Origin of the sequence: Streptomyces sp. NBC_00341 (assembly GCF_041435055.1) — a bacterium.
Taxonomy (GTDB): domain Bacteria; phylum Actinomycetota; class Actinomycetes; order Streptomycetales; family Streptomycetaceae; genus Streptomyces.
This window is the reverse complement of the sequence record NZ_CP108002.1, coordinates 21,355-41,255: the sequence shown is the minus strand read 5'-3', so window position 1 is coordinate 41,255 and position 19,901 is coordinate 21,355. Positions and strand designations below refer to the sequence as shown.

Sequence of the window (19,901 nt, the reverse complement as noted above, 5' to 3'; positions counted from 1 at the left end):
AGCGACGTCACTGGCCCCGACGTCACCGGCCCCCGGCGTCACCAGTCCTCGTCCGACCACTGGTCGAGCAGCGCTTCGCCGTTGAGGCTGCTGTGGGGTACCTCGGTGCCGAGGGACTGCTCGGCCCAGATGACTTTGCCGCGTGCGGTGTAGCGCGTGCCCCAGCGGTGCGCGAGCCGGGCGATGATGAACAGGCCGCGCCCGCCCTCATCGGTGCTGGCAGCCTGGCGGACGTGCGGGGCCGTACTGCTGCCGTCGGCGACTTCGCAGATCAGGGTGTCGTCGTCGTGCAGCAGCCGGAGCCGGATCGGCGGGGAGCCGTATCGGATCGCGTTGGTGACCAGCTCGCTGACGATGAGCTCCGCCGTGTAGGTGGCGTCCGCCAGCCCCCACCCGTTCACCACACGTGCCGCTTCCGCACGGATGCTGGAGACAGTCGTCGGGTCGTCGGGTACGTCCCAGTCGGCCACGCGGCCGGGATCCATCAGACGGGTGCGGGCGACGAGCAGGGCCACATCGTCCGTGGGCCGGTCGGTCAGCAGGGCGTCGAGGACCGCTTGGCATGTTGCCTCGGGGTCCGGGTCGCCGGGGCCGGCCAGCGTGGCGCGCAGGACGTCCAGCCCCACGTCGATGTCGCGGCTGCGCCGCTCGACCAGCCCGTCGGTGAACAGGACCAGCCTGCTTCCTTCGGGCAGCGTCAGCTCGGTGGTCTCCACCGGCAGGCCCTCGTTGATCCCGAGCGGCGGCGAACCGGGGATCTCCGGATAGGTGACGGTGCCGTCCGGGAGCACCAGGGCCGGGCCCGGGTGACCGGCCCTGGCGAGGGTGCAGTGCCCGGTGACCGGGTCGTAAATGGCATAGAGGCAGGTGGCGCCGGAGACGTCGACGTCACTGTCCCCCTCCGCGTCGAGGCGGCTGACGAGAGCGTCGAGGTGGGCGAGGAGTTCGTCCGGGGACAGGTCCAGGGCGGAGAAGTTGTGCACCGCGGTACGCAACCGCCCCATGGTGGCGGCGGCATGGAGGCCATGGCCGACGACATCACCGACCACCAGCGCGACCCGGACTCCGGGCAGCGGGATGATGTCGTACCAGTCCCCGCCCACGCCCGGCTGGGCCGGGAGGTAGCGATGGGCCACCTCAAGGGCGGAATGCGTGGGCAGGGCGCTGGGCAGCAGGCTGCGCTGGAGTGTGACCGCCATGGCGTGCTCGCGGGTGAAGCGGCGCGCGTTGTCGATGGCCACGCCCGCTCGGGCCGCCAGTTCCTCCGCGACGGACAGGTCCTCGGGCTCGAAGGGACCCTTGTCCTTGCGCCAGAAGTCCACGCTCCCCAGCACCACACCACGTGCCTGCAGCGGGGCGGAGACCAGCGAGTGGATGCCGTAGTCCAGGACCGCACGCGCCCGTGGCCGGTCCAGGGCGAACCAGCCCTCTGAGGCCGAGAGATCGGCCGCGAGGACGGCCCGGCCGCCGTCCACACCGAGCGCCGCGGGACTGCCGGGAGGAAAGTGCAGCACCTCCCCCACCGGGGAGAGGGGGTGATCCTCGCGGATACCGGCGATCGCTGTGCGGCGCATGTCGGCGTCCGCTCCGGTGGGTTCCTCACCGCGCAGTACGGGGTCCAGCAGTTCCACGGTGACGAAGTCGGCGAACCGGGGCACCGCGACGGCCGCCAGTTCCTCGGCGGTGCGCACCACATCGAGCGTGGTGCCGATGTGCGTCCCCGCGTCGTAGAGCAGTTGCAGCCGTGACCGCGCCACTTCTGCCCGGCCCGCCAGTTCACTCAGCTCGGTGGTGTCGCGCAGGGTGACCACGCTGCCCCGAGGGCCTCCCGGCCCCTCGACGGTCCGGAGGTTGACGGCGAGGAGCCGGTCCCCGTTGGCGTGGACCTCGTCGCTGGCTGTCCGGCCCGAGACCAGGAGCTGCGTCGTGTCCGGGGTCAGACCGAGGTCGCTCACCTCGCGTTGCTCAGCGTTGCGCGGCAGGCCGAGCAGTCGTCGCGCCTCGTCGTTGGCCAGCGTGAGCACGCCGCGGTCGTCGATGATGAGTACGCCTTCCCGAACCGAGTGCAGGACCGCGTCATGGTGCTCGTACATCCGTGTCATCTCGGCGGACCCCAGGCCGTGGGTCTGATGGCGCAGGCGTTTGCTCACGGCCGCCGACCCGGCCGCGGCCAGCAGGAGTGCCCCGCCCGCGACCGCCAGGATCGCGGGGAGCTGGTGCGTGACCATCTCGTTCACGCTCTTGACGTAGATCCCCACCGAGATCAGTCCGACGACCCGGCCCTTGGCGTCGAACACGGCGACTGTCGTATCGACTGCTCGTCCCAGGGCGCTGTCGAACGTCTCCTGGAAGGGCTTGCCCGTGAGCGCGGGTCCGAAGCTGCCGGTGACGTGGCCGCCGATGCGGCTCGGGTCGGGGTGGGACCAGCGGATGCCGTTCGGGTCGAACGCCACCACGTAGCCGACGTGGGCGCTCCTGCGCATCTTCTCCGAACTGGGCTGCAGCACTCGTGTCGGGTCGGCCGACTGCATCGCCGCGGCGGTGCCCGGTGCGTCCCGGAACGCCACGGCCACGGCGAGCGATCTGTCCCGCGCCTCGTCTGTAGCGGTGTGCTGAGACTGGACGAGGAGGACCAGGAAAGTGGCAGCGATGAGCAGGACTGCGACGACCACCTGCAGCAGGAACACCTGGCCTGCGACGCTCCGGGGCATCAGGTGGGAAAACCGGCCACGACGCCCGGCCCGGAACCGCCACGGAGACCCTTTCTCGACCATTCGCCCAGCATCACCGAGGATGGGCCCGCAGAGCGGCTGACCGCGCCGGTACGCGGCAGTGCCTCACACGACGGGGGCACACAGGCCAGGCGACCGGGGCTACGAGCTGGTCCGCCGGCAGCGGGACGGGATCCGGGCCAGGACCTGCACCCGGCTCCGAGCCAAGGCCGACGTGAACTTCTGGGTCCTGGGCGACGTCCACCGCGGGCGTGGGCAGCAGTGCCTCGCCATCATCGAGTGCCGCATAGAGTGACCGTGCGCCCGGCCGGTCCGGCATGAGGGCTTCCGGCGGCGAGCGAATGAGGCTGCGATGAGTGAACTGACGAAGCCCGGGATCGACCGTCCGGAGGGTGACGCTCCCCACGAGCTGACAGTCCGCGACCTCGTCGTCGGGGACGGGCTTGAGGCGAAGCCGGGCAGGGTTGTCCAGGTTCACTACGTCGGCGTCACCTTCGAGTCCGGAAAGGAATTCGACGCCTCCTGGGACCGGGGCAAGGCGTTCAAGTTCGCCGTGGGCGGTGGCAAGGTCATCAAGGGCTGGGACCGCGGGATCAGAGGGATGAAGGTCGGCGGCCGGCGCGAGATCGTCGTTCCCCCGCGCCTCGGCTACGGCAACCAGTCACCCTCGTCGTTGATCCCGGCGGGCTCGACACTCGTCTTCGTGGTGGACCTGCTCTCCGTCGCGGTCTGAGGCCTTCTGCTGCCCTGACTCTCCCCCGGATCAGAGGCCGTGCGACACCTGCCGGAGGACCGCGGCACCACACGACTTCGGCGTCGCTCGACTGAGCCTGGGGGCCGTCGTGCCGTGGACGCGGGGCAGGTCGAGGTCAGCCACGGTTGGCGGCGTGGAGATGACGGGTGTCGCCGAGGCCGACGACTTGGCGGTTGTGGAAGAAGTCGTCTTCGCGCAGCGTGGTGATGCTGCCGGAGGGCGCCCGGAAGCTGGCATAGCCGACTGACTCGATCGGCATCTTGATCCAGGACGCAACGACGCACGTCAGGGAGCCGCCGTGGGTCACGATGATCTGCTGTTCGCAAGGGCTGAGCAGGATCTCGTCCATGGCCGCGTAGATGCGCTGCGCCCATGCAGCCTTGGTCTCCGCACCCTGCACGCCCTCATCGTGGTGCATTCGTTCCCCGACAGCCGGCGGTGGGATGAAGCGACGGTCGAGCCACTCCTGCGGCATTCCCTCCGCCTCGCCGTAGGACTTCTCCCGCAGCCTGCGATCCAGGACCGGCTTCACGCCGAATACTTCGGCGACCTCATTGGCCGTCCGCAGGGTGCGCTGCAGATCCGAGGAGAACAGCTCCACCTCGGCGCCGTCCGGAATCCGGGCCCGCAGCGCTTGAGCGATGGAGGCCGCCGCACGGACACCGTCGGGCGTCAGCTGCGAGTCATGCCATCCGCCGACGACTCCCTCGACGTGGTGGGTCGCCTCGGGATGGGTCACGACGTAGAGGGTGCGCATGGGTGCTCGATCTCCCGTGGGTAGCGTCCTGCCTGGTTCGAGGGTGCAGCCCAGCGGCACAGCGATCCGGCCGATGCAGAGGGGCTGCGGCGTGCCTCGGCGGACCGACGGAGCTCGATCCGGTAATGGGGGCAGAAGTTGAAGCTCTCTGCGATGTCACCGCCACAGCCGCACAGCAACTCGCGGATCTCCTGCCGCCCTTGTCAACACGTAAAAGGTTACGGCAGGCCGTGAGCCTCGGCTGCCTCACGGAGCAACTGACTGATCGCGTGGTGCGGGTCACAGCTGCCGCATGTCACGAACGGACGAGCAGCTTGCGTCTGGTGGTCGTTCGCAAGGCCCCGACGGCCACGAGACGAAGAAGGCGGCAACGCGATGAACGCAACAGAGGCACAGAAGCACGAGGTCCTGGTCCTGGGTGCCGGCTACGCCGGACTCGCCGCCGCGATCCAGCTCGCGGCCCGCACGAGGAAGCGTGGAGACGTGCGCGTGACGCTGGTCAACCCCTTCGAGGAGTTCACCGAACGGCTCCGCTTGCACATGACCGCAACGGGTCAGGAGACGGCCGAGATGAGCATCCGGGAGCTGCTTGAGGGGACCGGCGCCGTTTTCGTCCGCGGCTGGGTCACCGCCTTGGACGTCGGGGCGAAGACCGTTCGGATCGACGACGACCGGGTCCTGGGCTACGACACCCTTGTCTACGGTCTGGGCAGCGTCGCGGATACCGTCGCCGTCCCCGGAGTCGATGCCCACGCCCACACCCTGAACAGCCCGCAGGACGCCGCCCTCCTCGCCGACCGGCTGGCCCGGCTCGGCGGCGGGACGGTAGTCGTCGCCGGCGGCGGCCTCACCGGAGTCGAGGCCGCCGCAGAGGTCGCCGAGCGATACCCGGAGCTCCAGGTGACGCTGCTGGGCCGGGGGGAACCCGGCGCGGGCATGCATCCGAGGGCCAAGGCCCATCTGGATGCCGGGCTCGCCCGGCTCGGAGTACGGGTACTCATCGGCGTCGAGGTCACCGAGGTGCGGCCGGACAGCGTCGAGCTGGCGGACGGCTCCAGCATCCCGGCGGCCGCCGTGCTGTGGACCAGCGGGACCCGCGTCTCACCGCTGGCCGCCGCCGCGGGCCTGAGCGTGGACGAGCGCGGCCGGCTGATCACCGACAGGGCGCTGCGCTCCGTCTCCCACCCCGATGTCCACGCCGTGGGCGACGCGGCGGCCATCCGGCAGGGCTATGGCGTGATGCACGGGACCTGTCAGGGCGGCATGCCCACCGGCGTCCACGCGGCCCTCACGATCCTGCGCACGCTGGCCGGTAAGGAGCCCAAGCCCTTCCGCTTCGGCTACTACCACACACCGGTCAGCCTGGGCCGCGAAGACGGCGTCGTGCAGTTCACTCGCCCCGACGACAGCCCGCGCCGCATCGTGCTGACCGGAAAGCGGGCCGCGCGGTATAAGGAGACGGTCACCGCCTCGCCGTGGCCGGCCTTCGCCCGCATGAAGAAGATTCCCGCCTCGGGCGCGTTCTGGCCGCGCGGCGGCCGCTACACCCGTATCCGGAGTGCCGAATGACTCAGCCGCAACATGCCGACCGCGACCAGCCGGCCTTCCAGCAGTACCGCACCCTGCTCTTCTCCGTCGCGTACCGCATCCTCGGCACCGCTGTCGATGCGGAGGACGTGGTCCAGGACGCCTGGCTCAAGTGGTCGGCGGCCGACCGTTCCCAGGTCGCCGACCCCAAGGCCTACCTGACCCGGATCGTCTCCAACCTGTCGATGGAGCTGCTCCGTTCGACCCGTCGCCGGCGGGAGACGTATGTCGGGCCCTGGCTCCCCGAACCGATCCTCACCGCTCCGGCCACGGCCGACGACGTCGCCGCGGCGGACTCGGTCTCCGTAGCCCTGCTCGTCGTCCTGGAGACACTCAGCCCTCTGGAGCGTGCGGCCTTCGTGCTGAAGGAGGTGTTCGCCTTCAGCTACGCGGAGATCGCGGAGGCGGTGGAACGCGCCGAGCCGGCCGTCCGGCAGGCGGCGCACCGGGCCCGCGAACACGTACGGGCCCGGCGTCCTCGGTTCACCACCGACCGTGCCGTCCAACGCGACGTGGCCGAGCGGTTCTTCGCGGCGGCGACCGGTGGTGACATCAACGCGCTCATGGAGTTGCTGTCTCCGGACGTCACCCTGTGGACCGATGGCGGCGGCAAGGTCCGTCAGGCACTCAAACCGGTGGTGGGCCTGAAGAGCGTGGCAGGCTGGTTCGCCGCACTCGGCACGGCCAGCTACCAGGGCGTCGAACCCCATGAGATGCGGGCCGAGTTCACCTCGATCAACGGCGGACCGGGTGTGGTCTTCCACGCCCCGGACCGTGTGCTCGCGACGATGTCGTTCGACTTCGCCCCGGAAGGTCGTATCTCGGCCATCCACAACGTGGCCAACCCCGACAAGCTCCGCGCCGTCACCGAGGGGACCCTGCGTGAACTCGCCTGAAGAGCCCGGCGGGTGCCACGCCCCGTCGTGAGCCCGAGCCGGTTCTCGCCCAAGCGCAAGGGCGTGCGGTGGCCAAGTACCCACGTACGGTGTTGGGGTGTTCAATCGGCTTGAGGTCAGTGTGTTGCGCCCGGGGCCCCGATGGGCTGCCCAATTGCAGTTGAGGGTTGATGGCGAGGACGTGGTGTCAGAGGTGGTCGGCGAGGGAGGCCGCGGCCCGTTCGCGAAGGAGGCACTGCCCGCCGACGGACACGGCCCCCTCTGGGCGACCGGCGAGGGGCGACGGGTGATCGGGTGGTCCTGCGGTCATCGGGTGGCCCTGCGGGGGAAGCCGAGGGCGACCATGGCCGTCAGGGCGATGCCCGCCGTTGCCACGAAGAGCGCGGTACGCGTGCCGTCCACCGTGGCCGCCGCCGAGGTGTGCTCGCCGAGACCCGCGATGCCGACCAGGACCGCCAGGCCCACCGCGCCGCCGATCTGCTGGGCCGTGGACGCCATGCCGGAGGCGATGCCCTGCTCGTGGCCCTCGATGCCCGCGGCGGCGGCACCGAACATCAGGGTGTAGGCCGTCCCCTGGCCGAGGCCGAGGGCCAGGAAGCCGGGGATGAGCGCGGCGTAGGAGCCGTCGGCGGCCATGGCGAGGGCCACCGTCGCGGTGCCCGCCGCGCCGAGCGCCAGGCTGCCGGTCATCGCGGTGCGGGTGCCGAGCCGCGTGGTGGTCCGGCCCGCGAGGAGGGAGCCCGCGGTGATCGCCAGCATCGGGACGAGGTAGGCGAGGCCGGTGCGCAGCGCGCCGTAGCCGAGCACGCTCTGGAAATAGCCGGTGAGGAAGTACGCGAGGCTGCCGATCGTCGCCATGAAGAGGAACGTCACCGCCATGCCGGTGCACAGGCCGCGGCCGCGGAGCAGCCGCAGGGGCATCAAGGGGTCGCGGGTACGGGCCTCGATGAGGACGAAGGCGGCCAGCAGGGTCGCGCCCGCCGTGGCGGAGAGGACGACCGTCGCGGACAGCCACCCCGACTCCGGGCCCTGGACCAGGGCGACGACCAGGCCCGTGACGCCGAGTGTGGAGGTCAGGGCGCCGGGGAGGTCGATCCGGCGGCCGGCCCGCCGGGTTGTGTCGGAGGTGATGAGGCGGAAGGCGGCCACCACCGCGATCAGGGCCAGCGGGACATTGACGTACAGCACCGAGCGCCAGCCGAGGAGTTGAGTCAGTACGCCGCCGAGCAGCGCGCCCACGATGAGTCCGCTGCCGCCCGCCGCGCCCCACACCGAGTAGGCGCGGTTGCGTTCGCGGCCCTCGGTGAAGAGGGTGCCGACGAGGGTGAGCGTCGCGGGGAAGAGGAACGCGCCGCCGATGCCCTGCACGGCGCGGGCCGCGACCAGCAGAGCGGGTCCGGTGGCGAGGCCGCCCGCCAGCGACGAGACCCCGTACAGGCTCAGTCCGAGCACGAACGTGCGGCGTGGGCCGAACAGGTCGCAGGCGCGGCCGCCGAGGAGCAGGAAGCCGCCGAAGGCGACGGCGTACGCGCTGATCACCCACTGGAGGTGCTGCGCGGAGAACCCCAGGCCGCTGCCGATCCGGGGCAGCGCCACGTAGACGATGTTGTAGTCGACGGAGATGATCAGTTGGGCGAAGGCGAGGAGGGCGAGCGTCGCGGCGCTCGCCCTCCCGCTCCGCGCGCGGGCCGGACGTGGGCCGGCCCCCGTCGCCGGGGTCGCCATCAGTGGGCTGCCCTCTCGTCCTCGCCCGCGATCTTCGCGGTGCTCAGGGCGATGCGGTTCCAGGTGTTGATGGTGAAGATCAGGGCGAGGACGCGGGCCAGTTCCGGCTCGTCGAAGTGGCGGGCGGCCTGCGCGTAGACGTCATCGGGAACGCCGTCGTGGGAGACCAGGGTGACCGCCTCGGTCAGGGCGAGGGCGGCCTGCTCCTTCTCGGTGAAGAAGCGACGGGCCTCGCGCCATACGCCGATCATGTGCAGCCTGGCCTCGTCCTCGCCGGCCTTGCGGGCGTCGGAGGTGTGCATGTGGAGGCAGTAGGCGCAGCCGTTGAGGAGCGAGGCACGGATCTGGATCAGCTCGACGAGGGCCGGGTCGAGGCCCTCGCGGGCGGCGGCATCGAAGCCGATGAGGGCCTTGAACGCTTTGGGGGCGGCTTTGGCGAAGTTGATGCGCGGTGCGTGGTCGTGGGCGGTGGCGGGCGCGTGGGGTGCGGTCCGGGTGGTGTGGGGTGCGGTCGGAGTGGTGTGCACTGCGGTCCGGGTGGTGCGCGCGTTGTCTGTCATGATCATGAATCTAGGGCCGTGAAAGACCTCGGGTAAGGTTCATTTTCATGTCGGAATCATGGGTCAATCTGGCGGAGCGCATCGGCAGTGACCTGTATCTGGAGCTGTCGGGTCCCGGCAGTCGCCGCGCCGTTCTCATCCGCGCGCTGCGGGACGCCGTGCGCGAGGGACTGCTCGCGCCGGGCACCCGTCTGCCGCCCTACCGCTCACTCGCCGCCGACCTGGGCCTGGCCCGCAACACGGTCGCCGACGCCTACGCGGAACTGGTCGCCGAGGGCTGGCTGACCGCGCGTCAGGGTTCCGGGACGCGGGTGGCGGAAGGTGCCGCGCCGTCCCCGCGCGCCCGGAAGCCGAAGCCCGCTCCCGTGCGGCCCACCCCCCACCCGCACAACCTGCGCCAGGGCGTTCCGGAGGCCGCCTCCTTCCCTCGCACGGCCTGGCTCGCGGCCGCCCGGCGCGCGCTCGGCGCCGCACCGGACGAGGTCTTCGGGCCCGGCGATCCACGTGGCCGAATCGAGCTGCGCCGCGCGCTCACCGACTATCTGACGCGCGTCCGCGGGGTTCGCGTCGATCCCGAGCGGATCGTGGTGTGCTCAGGCTTCGCGCACGCGCTGCGGCTGCTTTTCGACGGCTCGCGCGGCGCTGGCGGCGCGACGCTGCGCGGTCCCTTCGCGGTGGAGTCGTACGGGCTCCGCTTCCACACCGACATCCTGGAGGGCTCCGGCGTTCGGACGGTACCGCTGGACCTGGACGAACAGGGCGCCCTTGTCGAGCAGTTGGCCGAGAGGCCACGGGTGCGCGGCGTACTGCTCACGCCCGCACACCAATTCCCGACCGGCGGCCCGCTGCACCCGGCCCGACGCGCCGCGGTCATCGACTGGGCCCGCACCAGTGACGGACTGGTCCTCGAGGACGACTACGACGGGGAGTTCCGCTACGACCGCGTGCCGGTCGGCGCCGTGCAGGGCCTGGATCCCGAACGGGTCGTCTACCTCGGCTCCGTCAGCAAGAGCCTGTCCCCCGCGGTGCGCGTCGGCTGGATGGTGCTGCCCGTCCGGCTCGTCGACAGCGTGCTCGCCGCCAAGGGCACACGGGAGGCGTCGGTGAGCGTCCTCGACCAGCTCACGCTCGCCGACTTCATCGCATCCGGGCAGTACGACCGTCACATCCGCCGGATGCGGCAGCGCTACCGGCTCCGCCGCGACCGGCTCGTCACGGCCCTCGCCGAACAGGCCCCGCACATCGCGGCAACCGGCGTCGCGGCGGGACTTCATGCCGTCCTTCGGCTGCCGCCCGGCACGGAGGCGTCCGCGGTCAAGGCCGCGTCCTGGCAGGGGATCGCGCTGGACGGCCTCGCCGGGTTCCGGCACCCTCGGGCCTCGATGCCGGCCAGGGACGGTCTGGTCATCGGGTACTCGACGCCGGCGGAACACGCGTACGGGGCAGCGGTCGAGGCGTTGCTCCGGGCGCTGCCACCCGGCGCCGCCGAGTCCCTGGCCTCGTGGCCGTGAGGCCGCCCCGGTCTTCTCGACCGTCTTCTCGACGACGTACGGGATCCTCGTGAGCTCGGGGCTCCTCGGATCGCGGCCCGGCGAACGGCCCCGTTCTTTACGCGCCCTGCGTGGAGTGGGAAGTTGGAGGGCCGACGGCTCCTGCGGAAGGGATCGCATGGCCTCGGACCACGACATGCTGTGGCCTCGCTGCGCGTACCTGGGTCGTGCCCTGCTGCCACTACTCGACCAGGAGGTGTGGCGCCGGGATCGCCGACGAGAGGGGCTGCGGGGTTGGGGCATCGACACGGCGGTGGGGGAACGGCTCATCGAGGTCATCGCGGCCTTGACAGGCCACGCTGTCGCACTGGACGCTTCCTTGTCCGCAGCCGAGTTCGAGAACCTGCCCCTCAGCACCGTGGCCGACGCGGCGACCGGCAAGTGCGACTTCGAGCTACTCGTCGGACTCCCGGACATCTTCGCCGACGAGCGCGACGAAATCGCCGTCAAGATCTTCCGGCTCTACGCCTACAGAGGCGGCCGGACCAGTCTCCAGCTCATTCGACTGGGCACGGAAGTACGCCGTACGTTGACCGTCCTTGCCGCCCGCGAGCCGTCACCGTCCCCGACGTGCGCGGACATCTTCCGCCGGGCGGCCGCGGCCAACCTGCCGCAGTAGGCACACCGGCTCCGCGCCGTTGCCCCTCACCCGACCGGGTGGCTCCGCAGATCCTGACTCCGTCAACATCCGCTCCTCCAGGTCCAGTACTGGTCCCGGGACTTCGGCCCGGCCCCTGTCATGCGGCTCGCGGCCCACCCGGTGAGGAAGCCCACCGGTTTGGGCAGGATGGCGGCTGACTCCCTGATCCTGCCCCAGAGCGCGCCGCCAAGACGGCCTCCGGCCTCGTCATGATCGACAAGCCGCAGAACGCGAGGGCCGGAGCCCGCCCGCGTTCATATCCGGCCTCAAAGAGGGGAACTGAGCCCCGCTCCCGTGGGCAGGGAATGACCGCCCTGCATGACGTAGGCGAGAGACCGTCCGCGACCAGGGTCGGGAACTCCCGCCGGCTCTCGGTGTACGGGAACATCTCGGCGTCCCTGCCGAAGGCGATCTTCGCCTCGGCCTCCGTGGGACGCCGCAGTCCTTCCGCCAGATCCTCCCCGAAACGGCGGTAGGCACCGCGCATCTTGGGCGGCTGGTCCTCCCAGAGATCCTCGTCGTCCAGCCTCTCCAGGAAGTACGTCTGTGCGTACTGGGTCGGTACGAGGTAGGTGCCGTACTCGGCCGTGAGCGCGTAGGCCGTAGGGGTGGCCAGACAGGCGTGCTCGATGAGCGGATCCAACCGCCCTGTCGACGGCCGGCGGGCGTGCTGCCGTGGGGGTGGGTCGGGTTTGATGCCCGGGTGGGGTCAGGATGTCGCACGCTGCCATCGCTCCCGCCGGGCCGGAACGGACACCGAGCGAGGCCGCGGGCCGCTGCGGTCCTGCCCACACGGCTGCGGTGGGGTGCCCGGCCGTCAAAAAATCTCCCGAACACCGAACCGCTCTGAGACATCACACATCTTCAGGGGCGTAGGCGCGCATCACCTCGCGCGCCGATTCGTACACGAGGGGAACCCGAAACTTCATGAAGAGCAAGCTGACCGTCGTGACCCTAGCGGCCGTCGTCGTCGCCGGGACCGCCACTTTCGCAGTACCGGCGTCGGCCGCCTCCGCCAAAGCGCAGCCGACCCGCTGTCACACCGCTGACTTGAAGGCAGGCTTCGCCCTGGGCGGTGACGCGACGCCGGAGATGAATCAGACCAAGAAGCAGACCCAGGCGTTCATCTGGTTCACCAACCAGAGCAAGCGCACCTGCACCCTGTCCGGCTTCGCCGGTGTCGACATGATCGGCGCTCAGAAGACTGACGGCACCTGGTCGGTGGCGCGTTCATCCAAGAAGGCCCCGAAGTTCCCCCTGAAGCACGGGGACACGGTGGACTTCAGCATCACCCTGCTGCCGGTGGCCAAGTCCACGCCGCAGAAGCAGAAGTTCGTTCCGGCGAAGTTCCTGGTCACCCCGCCGAACGAGACGAAGCACTTCACCCTGAAGTGGCCGTTCGGCGGCCAGATCCTCAAGCAGGATGGCGCCACGCACCCGGCGACCTACCTCAACCCGATCGGGCTGTAACCAAGCGCGCGGCCTCGGAGCCTCCCTCCGGTAACGGGCGCTCACAACAGGGCACTTCTTGGAGACGAGCGTCTCGTGGGCGGCCACGGTCCACGTGGTGGTGGGGGCAAGCGGGGTACGGGCTTCGGCGCCGGATCGCAGTGTGTCGGTCAGGGGCGCCGGGCCTGGTCGCATGACGGTTCGGGGGCGGTCGGGCTGCCGGGGCGCGGTTGCTCGCTGGTCTCGCTGAGGTGACCGGACTGACCGCCGCGTACTCCACTGCGCTCAGGCCGCTGCGGCCGCCGGGCATGAGCCGGGCCGGATCGCCGCCGATCTACCGCCTCACTCACGGTGGACGCCGCTTGCGCCGGCGGATCTCAGCGAGCTTGCCATGGCGACACGAACCGGCCACGGCATTCCACCGCCTTGCCCACTGACCCGACCAGTCGGCTGACCGACGCCACCTGCCCGCCCACGATCCGAGGGGCCCCCGGAAAACCTGGCCACAGCGCCGGAATTCCGCCATGACCTGACAGCGAAATCGCCTCGCTCGCCCAACGGTTGATGATCATGGATACCACTTCATCGCAACCGAAACAGTGAGGCTGGCAGCCCGTCGGCCGCCTGGGCGCCGGGCACCGGGCGCGGAGCTCCCGGTCTCTGCCCGGACGGCCGCAGGCGGGGAGAGTTAAGGACAAATTTCGCCCATAAGGGCTGTTTGAGGTCGTTGGATCATTGTGTGAAGTTTGGGGTGGTGTGTTCGTGTGCAGATTGCGAGTGTCGGCCGTGGAGCATCTGCGGTCACGCACTTCGAGAGGCTTCCTCATGCGCTTCATGCGCACCACTGCTCTTTCCCGGACACTCCTGGTCTCAGTGATCACGGTGACCGGGCTCACCGCCGCCCCTGCCCTGGCTTCCGCGTCGGCCCGTGCCGAGATGGGCAGCGTCCGGGACGTGGGTGGCTTCAGTCTCCTGGGGCTTCCGGGGGGTAATGGGGCTAACGGTGTGGGCACCGGTGGTGGGATCGGCGGCCTGGGCGGTACCGGTGGCGCGGCCGGTGCCAACGGCAATGGCGGCACCGGGGGTGACGGCGGCAATGCAAGCGGCAGCGCCGGCGTCGGTGGCGCGGGCGGTGCCGGCGGCGCCGGGGGTGCCAACGGCAACGGCGGTAGCGGCGGTTCCGGAGGCGGAGCCGCCCTGGGGGGTATCGGAGGCAAGGGCGGTGCGGGCGGTGTCGGCAACGCGGGTGCCGGTATCGCCGGTGGCAGGGGCGGCAACGGCGGAGCGTCCACGGTCGGTGGCGGACACAAGGGCGGTACCGGCGGTGCGGGTGGCGCGGCCAGCCCGGTGTGTCCCGGCAAGCCCGGTGGCAACGGCACTGCCGCCACGTTCACTGCGGACGGCACTACCGGTGCCACCGGCGCCGCCGGAAACTCCACCCTTCCCTGCTGAACCGACCCCCGCGGGGACTGCCGAGCCAGCTCCCGTAGGACGACACGTATCCCTCGGTGCCGCCCCGCCTCTACAGACGCTGTAAATGCGGGGCGGTTCCAGCCTGACGGTCCGGCCCGCAGGCTTACCCGTCCGCACGGTATGCCTGACAGAGAGATGCTTGGGTGCCGCGAAGTTCAGACTTGCCGGGCGCCATGACCTGGCCGTCTATGGCGAGCAGGACATGCCTGCCCCACTGGAAACAGTCCGGGATCTCGCCGACTTCCGGCCGGCCCGCGGCACGAAAACCGGTTCGGGGAACGGATATTCCCCACTTGATTCCGCACCGGCCTGATGCAGTGACCCGCACTGACCCGCGCTTTACCTGAGTCCGAGGAAACCCCGTCATGAACAGGAACCAGACCGCCACTCTCCTCGCCCTGCCCACGTTCTTCGCCGGCGCAGCACTCTTTCTCGGCTCTCCCGTCGCGGCCTCCGCCCTCGCCTGCACCGCCGGCACCGCGGGCGTCGCGGGTGCCAATGGCAACTCCTCCCATCCCAACGGTTTTCCCGGCACCGCGGGCGGCCCCGCGACCGGAGCCGGGGACTGCGCCGGCGGTGCGGGGGGTCCCCCCGGCGGCAACGGTGTTCTGGGCGGTGTCGGCGGTGTCGGCGGCAACGGCGGTGCCGGCCTCGGCAGTGGTTCCGGCGGAGCAGGTGCTCTCGGTGGCAACGCCGGCCCCAACGGCGCCGCGGGCGGCAACGGCGGCAACGGCGGCAACGGCAGCTCCGGTGGCGCCTACCCGGGTGGTGCCGCAGGTATCGGCGGGGCGGGGGGCCTGAGCTCTGGAGGCGCCCTCAACTTCGGCGGCAACGGCGGTGACGGGGGCAACGGCGGCGCCAAGTCGGGTGCCGGCGCCGACGGCGTCTGCGGTATCGGCGGCGCCGGCGGCAACGCCACCGGTGGCCTCCTCTTCCACGGCGGAATCGGAGGGACGGGCGGGACCTTCGGCTTGGGAAGCCCCTGCGCGAACGGAGCCCACGGAACACCGTGACCCACCGCCACCGGTGCCCCGCGCCATCCCCTGGCCGAGGACACCGGGTGCGGCCCCCGCCTGTGACGGCCGCATGCTGACCATCTCGCCACTGAGAGCCGGAGAGCCGACTCCCAGTGGCGAGGAGCCCCCGGATCTGGCGTGCGCACGGACCGGGTAACGCCGGGAAGCGACGGCGTACGCACGGGCCACGGCTGCGTCCCCGCCGTACCCGCTTCCCTGACGCCGTCTCTTGTAGTCCGACCGGTTCTGCCTGGTGTGTTTCCTCAACGGCTCCGACGCGCACCGTCGTGTTCCTGGGACAAGTCCACCAGGGGTGTCAGGACGCCGGGAGGGGCGGGACAGCAACGGGCAGCACACAACCTGCTGCTGCTGCGGCGGTCTTGAGGGCGGGGGCAGCCGCATCGTTGGCCGTTTTCTGGGCCTTGAGGGCCGCTAGGCCTTGCAGGCGGCGACTGCCGCCGCGGCGGCAGTGGCGGCGGTGGCGTCGGCATCGACCGCCGCGTTGGCCGAGGTGACAGCGGCGGCTGCGGTGGCGGTGGCGGTCGTGCTGGCGGCAGCGATGGCGGCCGCGTCCGGCGGGACGGCGGCCAGGGCCGCGGTGAGGGTCTTGAGGGCTGCCGCGGCGCTGGACGCGTCTGCCGCAGCGGCAACCGCAGCGGTACTGGCATTGGTTACGGCGGCAGCAGTAGTGGTCGTGGCGGCGGCGCAGGCTGCGGGGTCGGGGGCGGCCACCCGGGGCGCGGATGCCGGGGCGGCGCCGGCGGGAGCCGTGAGGAGCGCTGCGCCGCCGAGGGTGAGGGCCACGGTGGCCAGGGACGCGGCAGCGATGCGGTGGATCGGCATGCGGAACTCCAGGGGACGAGTAGCGGGGGTTCTCGAGTACCCGGCGGGACAGCCAGAGCGCGGGAACCCGGGGCGGCCCGGGACCGGGCCGACTCACACTGAGAAGAAGATCAGCGAATGTCCCCTATGTCCTGCTGAAGGTCGCGGCCGCGCAGACGAAAGCGCCTTGGGTGAACCCGTTTTGACCATAGATAGGAGATAGTTCAACATCCCGCTGGACCGGCCCGCCCTTGGTGGGGCGCTGATTCGCGCCGCACCACACGTCGTGGTCGTGGCCGTCGGGACCACCCCGGCGTTCCTCCCCCGCTGCGCAGCAGTGGTGGCAACTCAGGGCCGGATGGCGGCGCCAGCGGGACCGCCGGATTCGGCGATACGGGCGGGACGGGCAACTCCGGCGGCCGGCGCGGAGGGAAGACCACCTCCGGAGCGGCAAGACCACCGGCTTCGGCTTCGACCACTTCACCTCCCGCCGCTTCCCGGTCAACGCCGCCACGGCAGCCTGATGGGGCGCTCGCCCATGGTCTGGCGTCGGTCCTGCTCCCCCTCGGGGCGGACCAGCCCTACAACGCGCGGCGGTGCGTCGAACTCGGTACGGCCCAGGTTCGGAAGTGCGCACGTCCGTATCGGCCGTACTCGCCGACGTTGCCTACCGCCGCGCCGCCGAGCGGGTCGGAGAGGAGATCAACGCGCTGCCGGGACCCGAGCAGACGCTTCCCCAGCAGACCGTCCTCCCCGACGGGCAGACGGTGACGTCCGCGAGTGTGCCGTCGGGCGAGCTCCTGGCGGCGCAGCGGGCGAGCGGAGCACCATCGGTTGCCGTCACCTCTGCCCTGGCCCCGGGCTCATTTGCCGTGCGGGCGGCGCTGCCCGTGCTCGGGACGCTGATGTCCGTCCCTGCTCTGCAGCTCCTGGTCACCCGCCGGATGGCAGGGATGACGGCCGAGGCCGCGCCCCGGCCCCGGCAGCACTTCTGGGGGCACGCCGTCATCACCTGGACCGACGGCACCAGGCGCGAAGGGTGGCTGCGGGCAGGTGACGGAATGGACTACACCGCCGACGTCGCCGCAGAGACCGCCATGCGGCTGGTGCGGGGTGGCGCGGAGCCCGGCGCCTATACACCGGCGGCCGCCTTCGGGCCCGGCCTCGCCGTCGCGGCCGGGGGTGCGTTCATCCTCGGCTGAGCCGGCGCGGCGCGCATGGCCGACCGGGCGTCCGTCCTGTGCGCCGGAGCGACGGTGGCCGCGGTTTCGCTGCCGGTCAGCTGCTGGTTCGCTGCTGGTTGTGGGAGCAATTACGGGCCGGGCAGTATGTCTTGCTGTGAACCATGTACTGTGCGGCCTCGCCGTCAACGCGGCTCTGCCCTCCGAGCTGGTCCAGCACCTGATCACGGTCGCGGACGCGGACATCGCCGAGAGCCTGGCCGGCCGTGCCGGCCTCAGCCCCGAGCAGGCGGTCGCCCTGGCCGCCCGGGTCGAGGAGAGTGCCGAACGGCTCGCGTACGAGGGGCTGCTGACCGCCGCCGACATCGATCCCGTCACACAGCCGGGCGCCGCGCTCGCCCTGCTCGACGCGCGTGCCGGGGATCCGCAGTGGGCACGGCTCCTCGCCACGGACCCGGATGTCCGGCGCCGGGAGAAGCTGGCCGCCTGCCCCGGGCTTCCGGACGATGTACGGGAGACGCTCGCCGCCGACCCGGACATCCGGGTCGTCGCGGAGCTGGCGCTGTGGACAACAGCCGACATGGCGGCCCGGCTTGCCCGTCATCCTCATGAGGAGGTCCGCCGCGCGGCCGCGGCGAACGAGGCCACGCCACCGGGCCTCCTGGCCGCGCTCGCCACCGGTGAGGGGCTTCCCCCGGCGGAACGGTGCCTGGTCTGCGACAGCGTGGAAGTGCCGTTCACGCACGACCCGTACTGTCCGCGGCCCGACTGCGATCTGCGTTCCGGTGCTTCCTGCGACGGCTCGCACGAGTCCACCGTCCATGAGACGGCCGAGCGGGTCCTGCGGAACCCCGCCGCGCCGGTCGAGGCCCTCCTCCGGTTCGCCGGTCACCCCTCCATGATGCTGCGCTGGGCGCTCGCCGCCCGCCCCGGACTGCCGCCGGAGACAGGGCTGAAGCTCGCGGACGATCCCGTTCCCGGAGTCCGGGCCGAGCTCGCGGGGAACCCGGGGATCGACGCGGCGCTCATCCGGAAGCTGGCCGCCGACCACGGTCACGATGTGCGGCGCACACTCGCACACAACCCCCGCCTGCCGCTGGACGTACTCCCCCGGCTTGCGGCCGCCGTCAGGATCGGACCGACGCTGCTGCCGCGGATCTCCGCCGCCACCGCCTCCGAGGCCGAGGATCTTTCCCGCTCGTCGAGTCCCTCGGTACGGATGTTCCTGGCCCAACGACGGGATCTGCCGGCCGGGGTCCGCGACAGGCTTGCCGCCGACCCCGACGCGAAGGTGGTCAAGTCCATAGCAGCGCACCCGGGCCTGTCGGAGGATCAGCTGCGGACGATGGTCGAACGGCACGGAGCCCAGGTCATGACCGGGGTGGCGGCCAATCCGGAGGCACCGTCGGCCCTGCTTGAGGAGTTTTCCCGCCATGTTCCACCGGCCCGCAAGGCACTGCGTGAGATCGCCCGGCACCGCCACGCGACGGGACCGGCGCTGCTCGGCTGTCTCGCCGACAGCCGGGCCCGGCCCCTGGCCGCCCGTCACCCGGCCCTTCCGCCCCTGACCATCGTCGAACTGCTCGCCGACGACGACTGGCAGGTGGTGGAGGCCGCCGCCGCCAACCCCTCGCTGCCGCCGGCCGTCATGAGAGATCTGGTACCCGGAGCCGAGCGGACTCCCGCAACGCCCACAGCCCGTCACTGACCAGGGGTGTGCTCCCCCCACCGCGTCGAACGAAACCGACCAGCCGCCGCCTCGGTAGCACATCGCCGGTCAGCGGTACGCGTACGAGCTCATAGCCCTGCGGGAACGTCGCGAGGCGGGGCAGCAGGCAGATGCCGTGGCCGCCGGCGACCAGCGCCGCGATCGCGGACCAGTCGACGGCGTTGTGGGTGACGCGGGGTGAGAAGCCCGCTGCCGCGCACGCCGAGGTGAGCAGCAGGTGCTGGTCCCGGGGGTCGCCGGCGCGGAGCCAGGTCTCGGTGTCCGCCTCGTGCAGTTCGACCGCGGCGCGGTCGGCGAACCGGTGGCCACGCGGGACCAGGAGGTCCTGCGGCTCCTGGAGGAGCAGGTGCTGTTCGAAGCGTTCGTCGTCGGCGGCGGGCGTGCCAGGGGCGGGAATGACGATGGCGATGTCGCGTTCACGGGTCAGCAGCATTCGGAAGCGGTCGGCCTCCGGATCCTCGCCGATGTAGTACGTCATCCCCGGATGCCGGGAGAGCAGCCGGGCGACGGCCGGTATTACCAGGGGGCCGAGCGCCGTCGCCACCGAGGTGATACGCAGCTCACCCGGGCCGTTGTTCCGGTGCGCGGCCAGGTCTGCGGCGGCCCGCTCCCACTGGGCGTGCAGGACGTCCGCGTGTTCGACGAGTGTGCGGGCGGCGGGCGTGAGCCGGACCCGGCGGCCGTGCGGTTCGAGCAGACGCACATTCAGCTCGGCGGCGAGACGGCGCAGCTGCTGAGAGACGGTCGAGGGGGTGAGGTGCAGGGACTCTGCCGTGGCGGTGACGGTACCGGTCTCGGCAAGTACCCGGAGGGTCTGCAGACGCGGGTCGATCATGTGGCTTCCTCACACGATTCCGTGCACAACTCTTCGATGGACGCGAACGATCTTAGTCCTCCAGTCTGAACGTCGGACCGGTTCTCTCACCTGGTCCTCGCGGCGCTGTCGCCGCCCTCCCGTCGAAGGAGCAGCTGAACCATGATCAAAGATGTTGAGGTGGCCGTCTCCGACGCGTCCGCATGCTGCCAACGC

General features: G+C 71.1%; 17 protein-coding genes. 11 read left to right on the top strand and 6 right to left on the bottom strand.

Annotated elements, in window-relative coordinates:
- Positions 1-38 precede the first annotated feature (38 nt).
- Positions 39-2,711 carry a SpoIIE family protein phosphatase/ATP-binding protein gene (locus OG892_RS00180; RefSeq protein WP_073738824.1) on the bottom strand — a complete coding sequence of 891 codons (2,673 nt, stop codon included), beginning with the start codon at positions 2,709-2,711 and terminating at the stop codon, positions 39-41.
- 121 nt (positions 2,712-2,832) lie between these two features.
- On the opposite strand from OG892_RS00180, the gene OG892_RS00175 reads away from it, so the two are divergent.
- Complete coding sequence (locus OG892_RS00175) at positions 2,833-3,027, top strand: hypothetical protein (RefSeq protein ID WP_073738825.1); 195 nt, start codon at positions 2,833-2,835, stop codon at positions 3,025-3,027.
- A gap of 57 nt (positions 3,028-3,084) precedes the next feature.
- A complete protein-coding gene (locus OG892_RS00170) occupies positions 3,085-3,465 on the top strand; it encodes an FKBP-type peptidyl-prolyl cis-trans isomerase (protein WP_073738826.1) in 381 nt (126 codons plus the stop codon).
- 136 nt (positions 3,466-3,601) lie between these two features.
- Here the strand turns inward: OG892_RS00170 and OG892_RS00165 are convergent, their stop codons facing one another.
- On the bottom strand, positions 3,602-4,243 hold the full coding sequence (locus tag OG892_RS00165) for a histidine phosphatase family protein (RefSeq protein WP_073738827.1): 642 nt from the start codon (positions 4,241-4,243) through the stop codon (positions 3,602-3,604).
- A gap of 375 nt (positions 4,244-4,618) precedes the next feature.
- Between OG892_RS00165 and OG892_RS00160 the strand changes: the two genes are divergently transcribed.
- Together OG892_RS00160 and OG892_RS00155 are read left to right on the top strand one after the other, a co-directional pair.
- Complete coding sequence (locus tag OG892_RS00160; protein ID WP_371628154.1) at positions 4,619-5,812, top strand: NAD(P)/FAD-dependent oxidoreductase; 1,194 nt, start codon at positions 4,619-4,621, stop codon at positions 5,810-5,812.
- Positions 5,809-6,726: an RNA polymerase sigma-70 factor gene (locus OG892_RS00155; RefSeq protein WP_328868220.1), complete on the top strand. Its 918-nt coding sequence runs from the start codon at positions 5,809-5,811 to the stop codon at positions 6,724-6,726. Before OG892_RS00160 ends, OG892_RS00155 begins: the two co-directional genes overlap by 4 nt.
- Before the next feature lie 306 nt (positions 6,727-7,032).
- Here the strand turns inward: OG892_RS00155 and OG892_RS00150 are convergent, their stop codons facing one another.
- Positions 7,033-8,451, bottom strand: a complete 1,419-nt coding sequence (locus tag OG892_RS00150) for an MFS transporter (RefSeq protein ID WP_371628153.1) — start codon at positions 8,449-8,451, stop codon at positions 7,033-7,035.
- Positions 8,451-9,017: a carboxymuconolactone decarboxylase family protein gene (locus tag OG892_RS00145; protein WP_371628152.1), complete on the bottom strand. Its 567-nt coding sequence runs from the start codon at positions 9,015-9,017 to the stop codon at positions 8,451-8,453. Before OG892_RS00145 ends, OG892_RS00150 begins: the two co-directional genes overlap by 1 nt.
- 41 nt (positions 9,018-9,058) lie before the next feature.
- Here OG892_RS00145 and OG892_RS00140 point away from each other — a divergent pair, with 41 nt between their 5' ends.
- From OG892_RS00140 to OG892_RS00120, 5 genes are all read left to right on the top strand, one after another.
- On the top strand, positions 9,059-10,522 hold the full coding sequence (locus OG892_RS00140) for a PLP-dependent aminotransferase family protein (RefSeq protein WP_328868218.1): 1,464 nt from the start codon (positions 9,059-9,061) through the stop codon (positions 10,520-10,522).
- 157 nt (positions 10,523-10,679) lie between these two features.
- Positions 10,680-11,180, top strand: coding sequence for a hypothetical protein (locus OG892_RS00135; protein WP_371628151.1), 501 nt, complete (start codon positions 10,680-10,682; stop codon positions 11,178-11,180).
- Positions 11,181-12,128: 948 nt separating this feature from the next.
- Positions 12,129-12,671: a DUF4232 domain-containing protein gene (locus OG892_RS00130; protein ID WP_073738833.1), complete on the top strand. Its 543-nt coding sequence runs from the start codon at positions 12,129-12,131 to the stop codon at positions 12,669-12,671.
- Between the two features lie 984 nt (positions 12,672-13,655).
- Positions 13,656-14,102, top strand: a complete 447-nt coding sequence (locus tag OG892_RS00125) for a hypothetical protein (protein ID WP_371628150.1) — start codon at positions 13,656-13,658, stop codon at positions 14,100-14,102.
- 386 nt (positions 14,103-14,488) lie between these two features.
- Entirely contained in the window at positions 14,489-15,136 is a 648-nt protein-coding gene (locus OG892_RS00120) for a hypothetical protein (RefSeq protein WP_371628149.1), read from the top strand.
- Positions 15,137-15,571: 435 nt separating this feature from the next.
- Here OG892_RS00120 and OG892_RS00115 read toward each other — a convergent pair whose 3' ends face one another.
- On the bottom strand, positions 15,572-15,982 hold the full coding sequence (locus OG892_RS00115; RefSeq protein WP_371628148.1) for a hypothetical protein: 411 nt from the start codon (positions 15,980-15,982) through the stop codon (positions 15,572-15,574).
- 608 nt (positions 15,983-16,590) lie between these two features.
- Here OG892_RS00115 and OG892_RS00110 point away from each other — a divergent pair.
- Entirely contained in the window at positions 16,591-17,163 is a 573-nt protein-coding gene (locus OG892_RS00110) for a hypothetical protein (RefSeq protein WP_371628147.1), read from the top strand.
- A gap of 136 nt (positions 17,164-17,299) precedes the next feature.
- Positions 17,300-18,850, top strand: a complete 1,551-nt coding sequence (locus tag OG892_RS00105) for a hypothetical protein (protein WP_371628146.1) — start codon at positions 17,300-17,302, stop codon at positions 18,848-18,850.
- On the opposite strand, the gene OG892_RS00100 is transcribed toward OG892_RS00105, so the two are convergent.
- Positions 18,789-19,706, bottom strand: coding sequence for a LysR family transcriptional regulator (locus OG892_RS00100; protein WP_328868211.1), 918 nt, complete (start codon positions 19,704-19,706; stop codon positions 18,789-18,791). The genes OG892_RS00105 and OG892_RS00100 overlap by 62 nt on opposite strands.
- Positions 19,707-19,901 lie beyond the last annotated feature (195 nt).

Bases quoted from the DNA above. Each gene is read 5' to 3' on its own strand.
- OG892_RS00135 (WP_371628151.1), top strand. From the start codon at position 10,680: ATGGCCTCGGACCACGACATGCTGTGGCCTCGCTGCGCGTACCTGGGT.
- OG892_RS00160 (WP_371628154.1), top strand. From the start codon at position 4,619: ATGAACGCAACAGAGGCACAGAAGCACGAGGTCCTGGTCCTGGGTGCC.
- OG892_RS00145 (WP_371628152.1), bottom strand. From the start codon at position 9,017: ATGATCATGACAGACAACGCGCGCACCACCCGGACCGCAGTGCACACC.
- OG892_RS00170 (WP_073738826.1), top strand. From the start codon at position 3,085: ATGAGTGAACTGACGAAGCCCGGGATCGACCGTCCGGAGGGTGACGCT.
- OG892_RS00130 (WP_073738833.1), top strand. From the start codon at position 12,129: ATGAAGAGCAAGCTGACCGTCGTGACCCTAGCGGCCGTCGTCGTCGCC.
- OG892_RS00115 (WP_371628148.1), bottom strand. From the start codon at position 15,982: ATGCCGATCCACCGCATCGCTGCCGCGTCCCTGGCCACCGTGGCCCTC.
- OG892_RS00155 (WP_328868220.1), top strand. From the start codon at position 5,809: ATGACTCAGCCGCAACATGCCGACCGCGACCAGCCGGCCTTCCAGCAG.
- OG892_RS00100 (WP_328868211.1), bottom strand. From the start codon at position 19,706: ATGATCGACCCGCGTCTGCAGACCCTCCGGGTACTTGCCGAGACCGGT.
- OG892_RS00120 (WP_371628149.1), top strand. From the start codon at position 14,489: ATGAACAGGAACCAGACCGCCACTCTCCTCGCCCTGCCCACGTTCTTC.
- OG892_RS00165 (WP_073738827.1), bottom strand. From the start codon at position 4,243: ATGCGCACCCTCTACGTCGTGACCCATCCCGAGGCGACCCACCACGTC.
- OG892_RS00140 (WP_328868218.1), top strand. From the start codon at position 9,059: ATGTCGGAATCATGGGTCAATCTGGCGGAGCGCATCGGCAGTGACCTG.
- OG892_RS00180 (WP_073738824.1), bottom strand. From the start codon at position 2,711: ATGCCCCGGAGCGTCGCAGGCCAGGTGTTCCTGCTGCAGGTGGTCGTC.
- OG892_RS00150 (WP_371628153.1), bottom strand. From the start codon at position 8,451: ATGGCGACCCCGGCGACGGGGGCCGGCCCACGTCCGGCCCGCGCGCGG.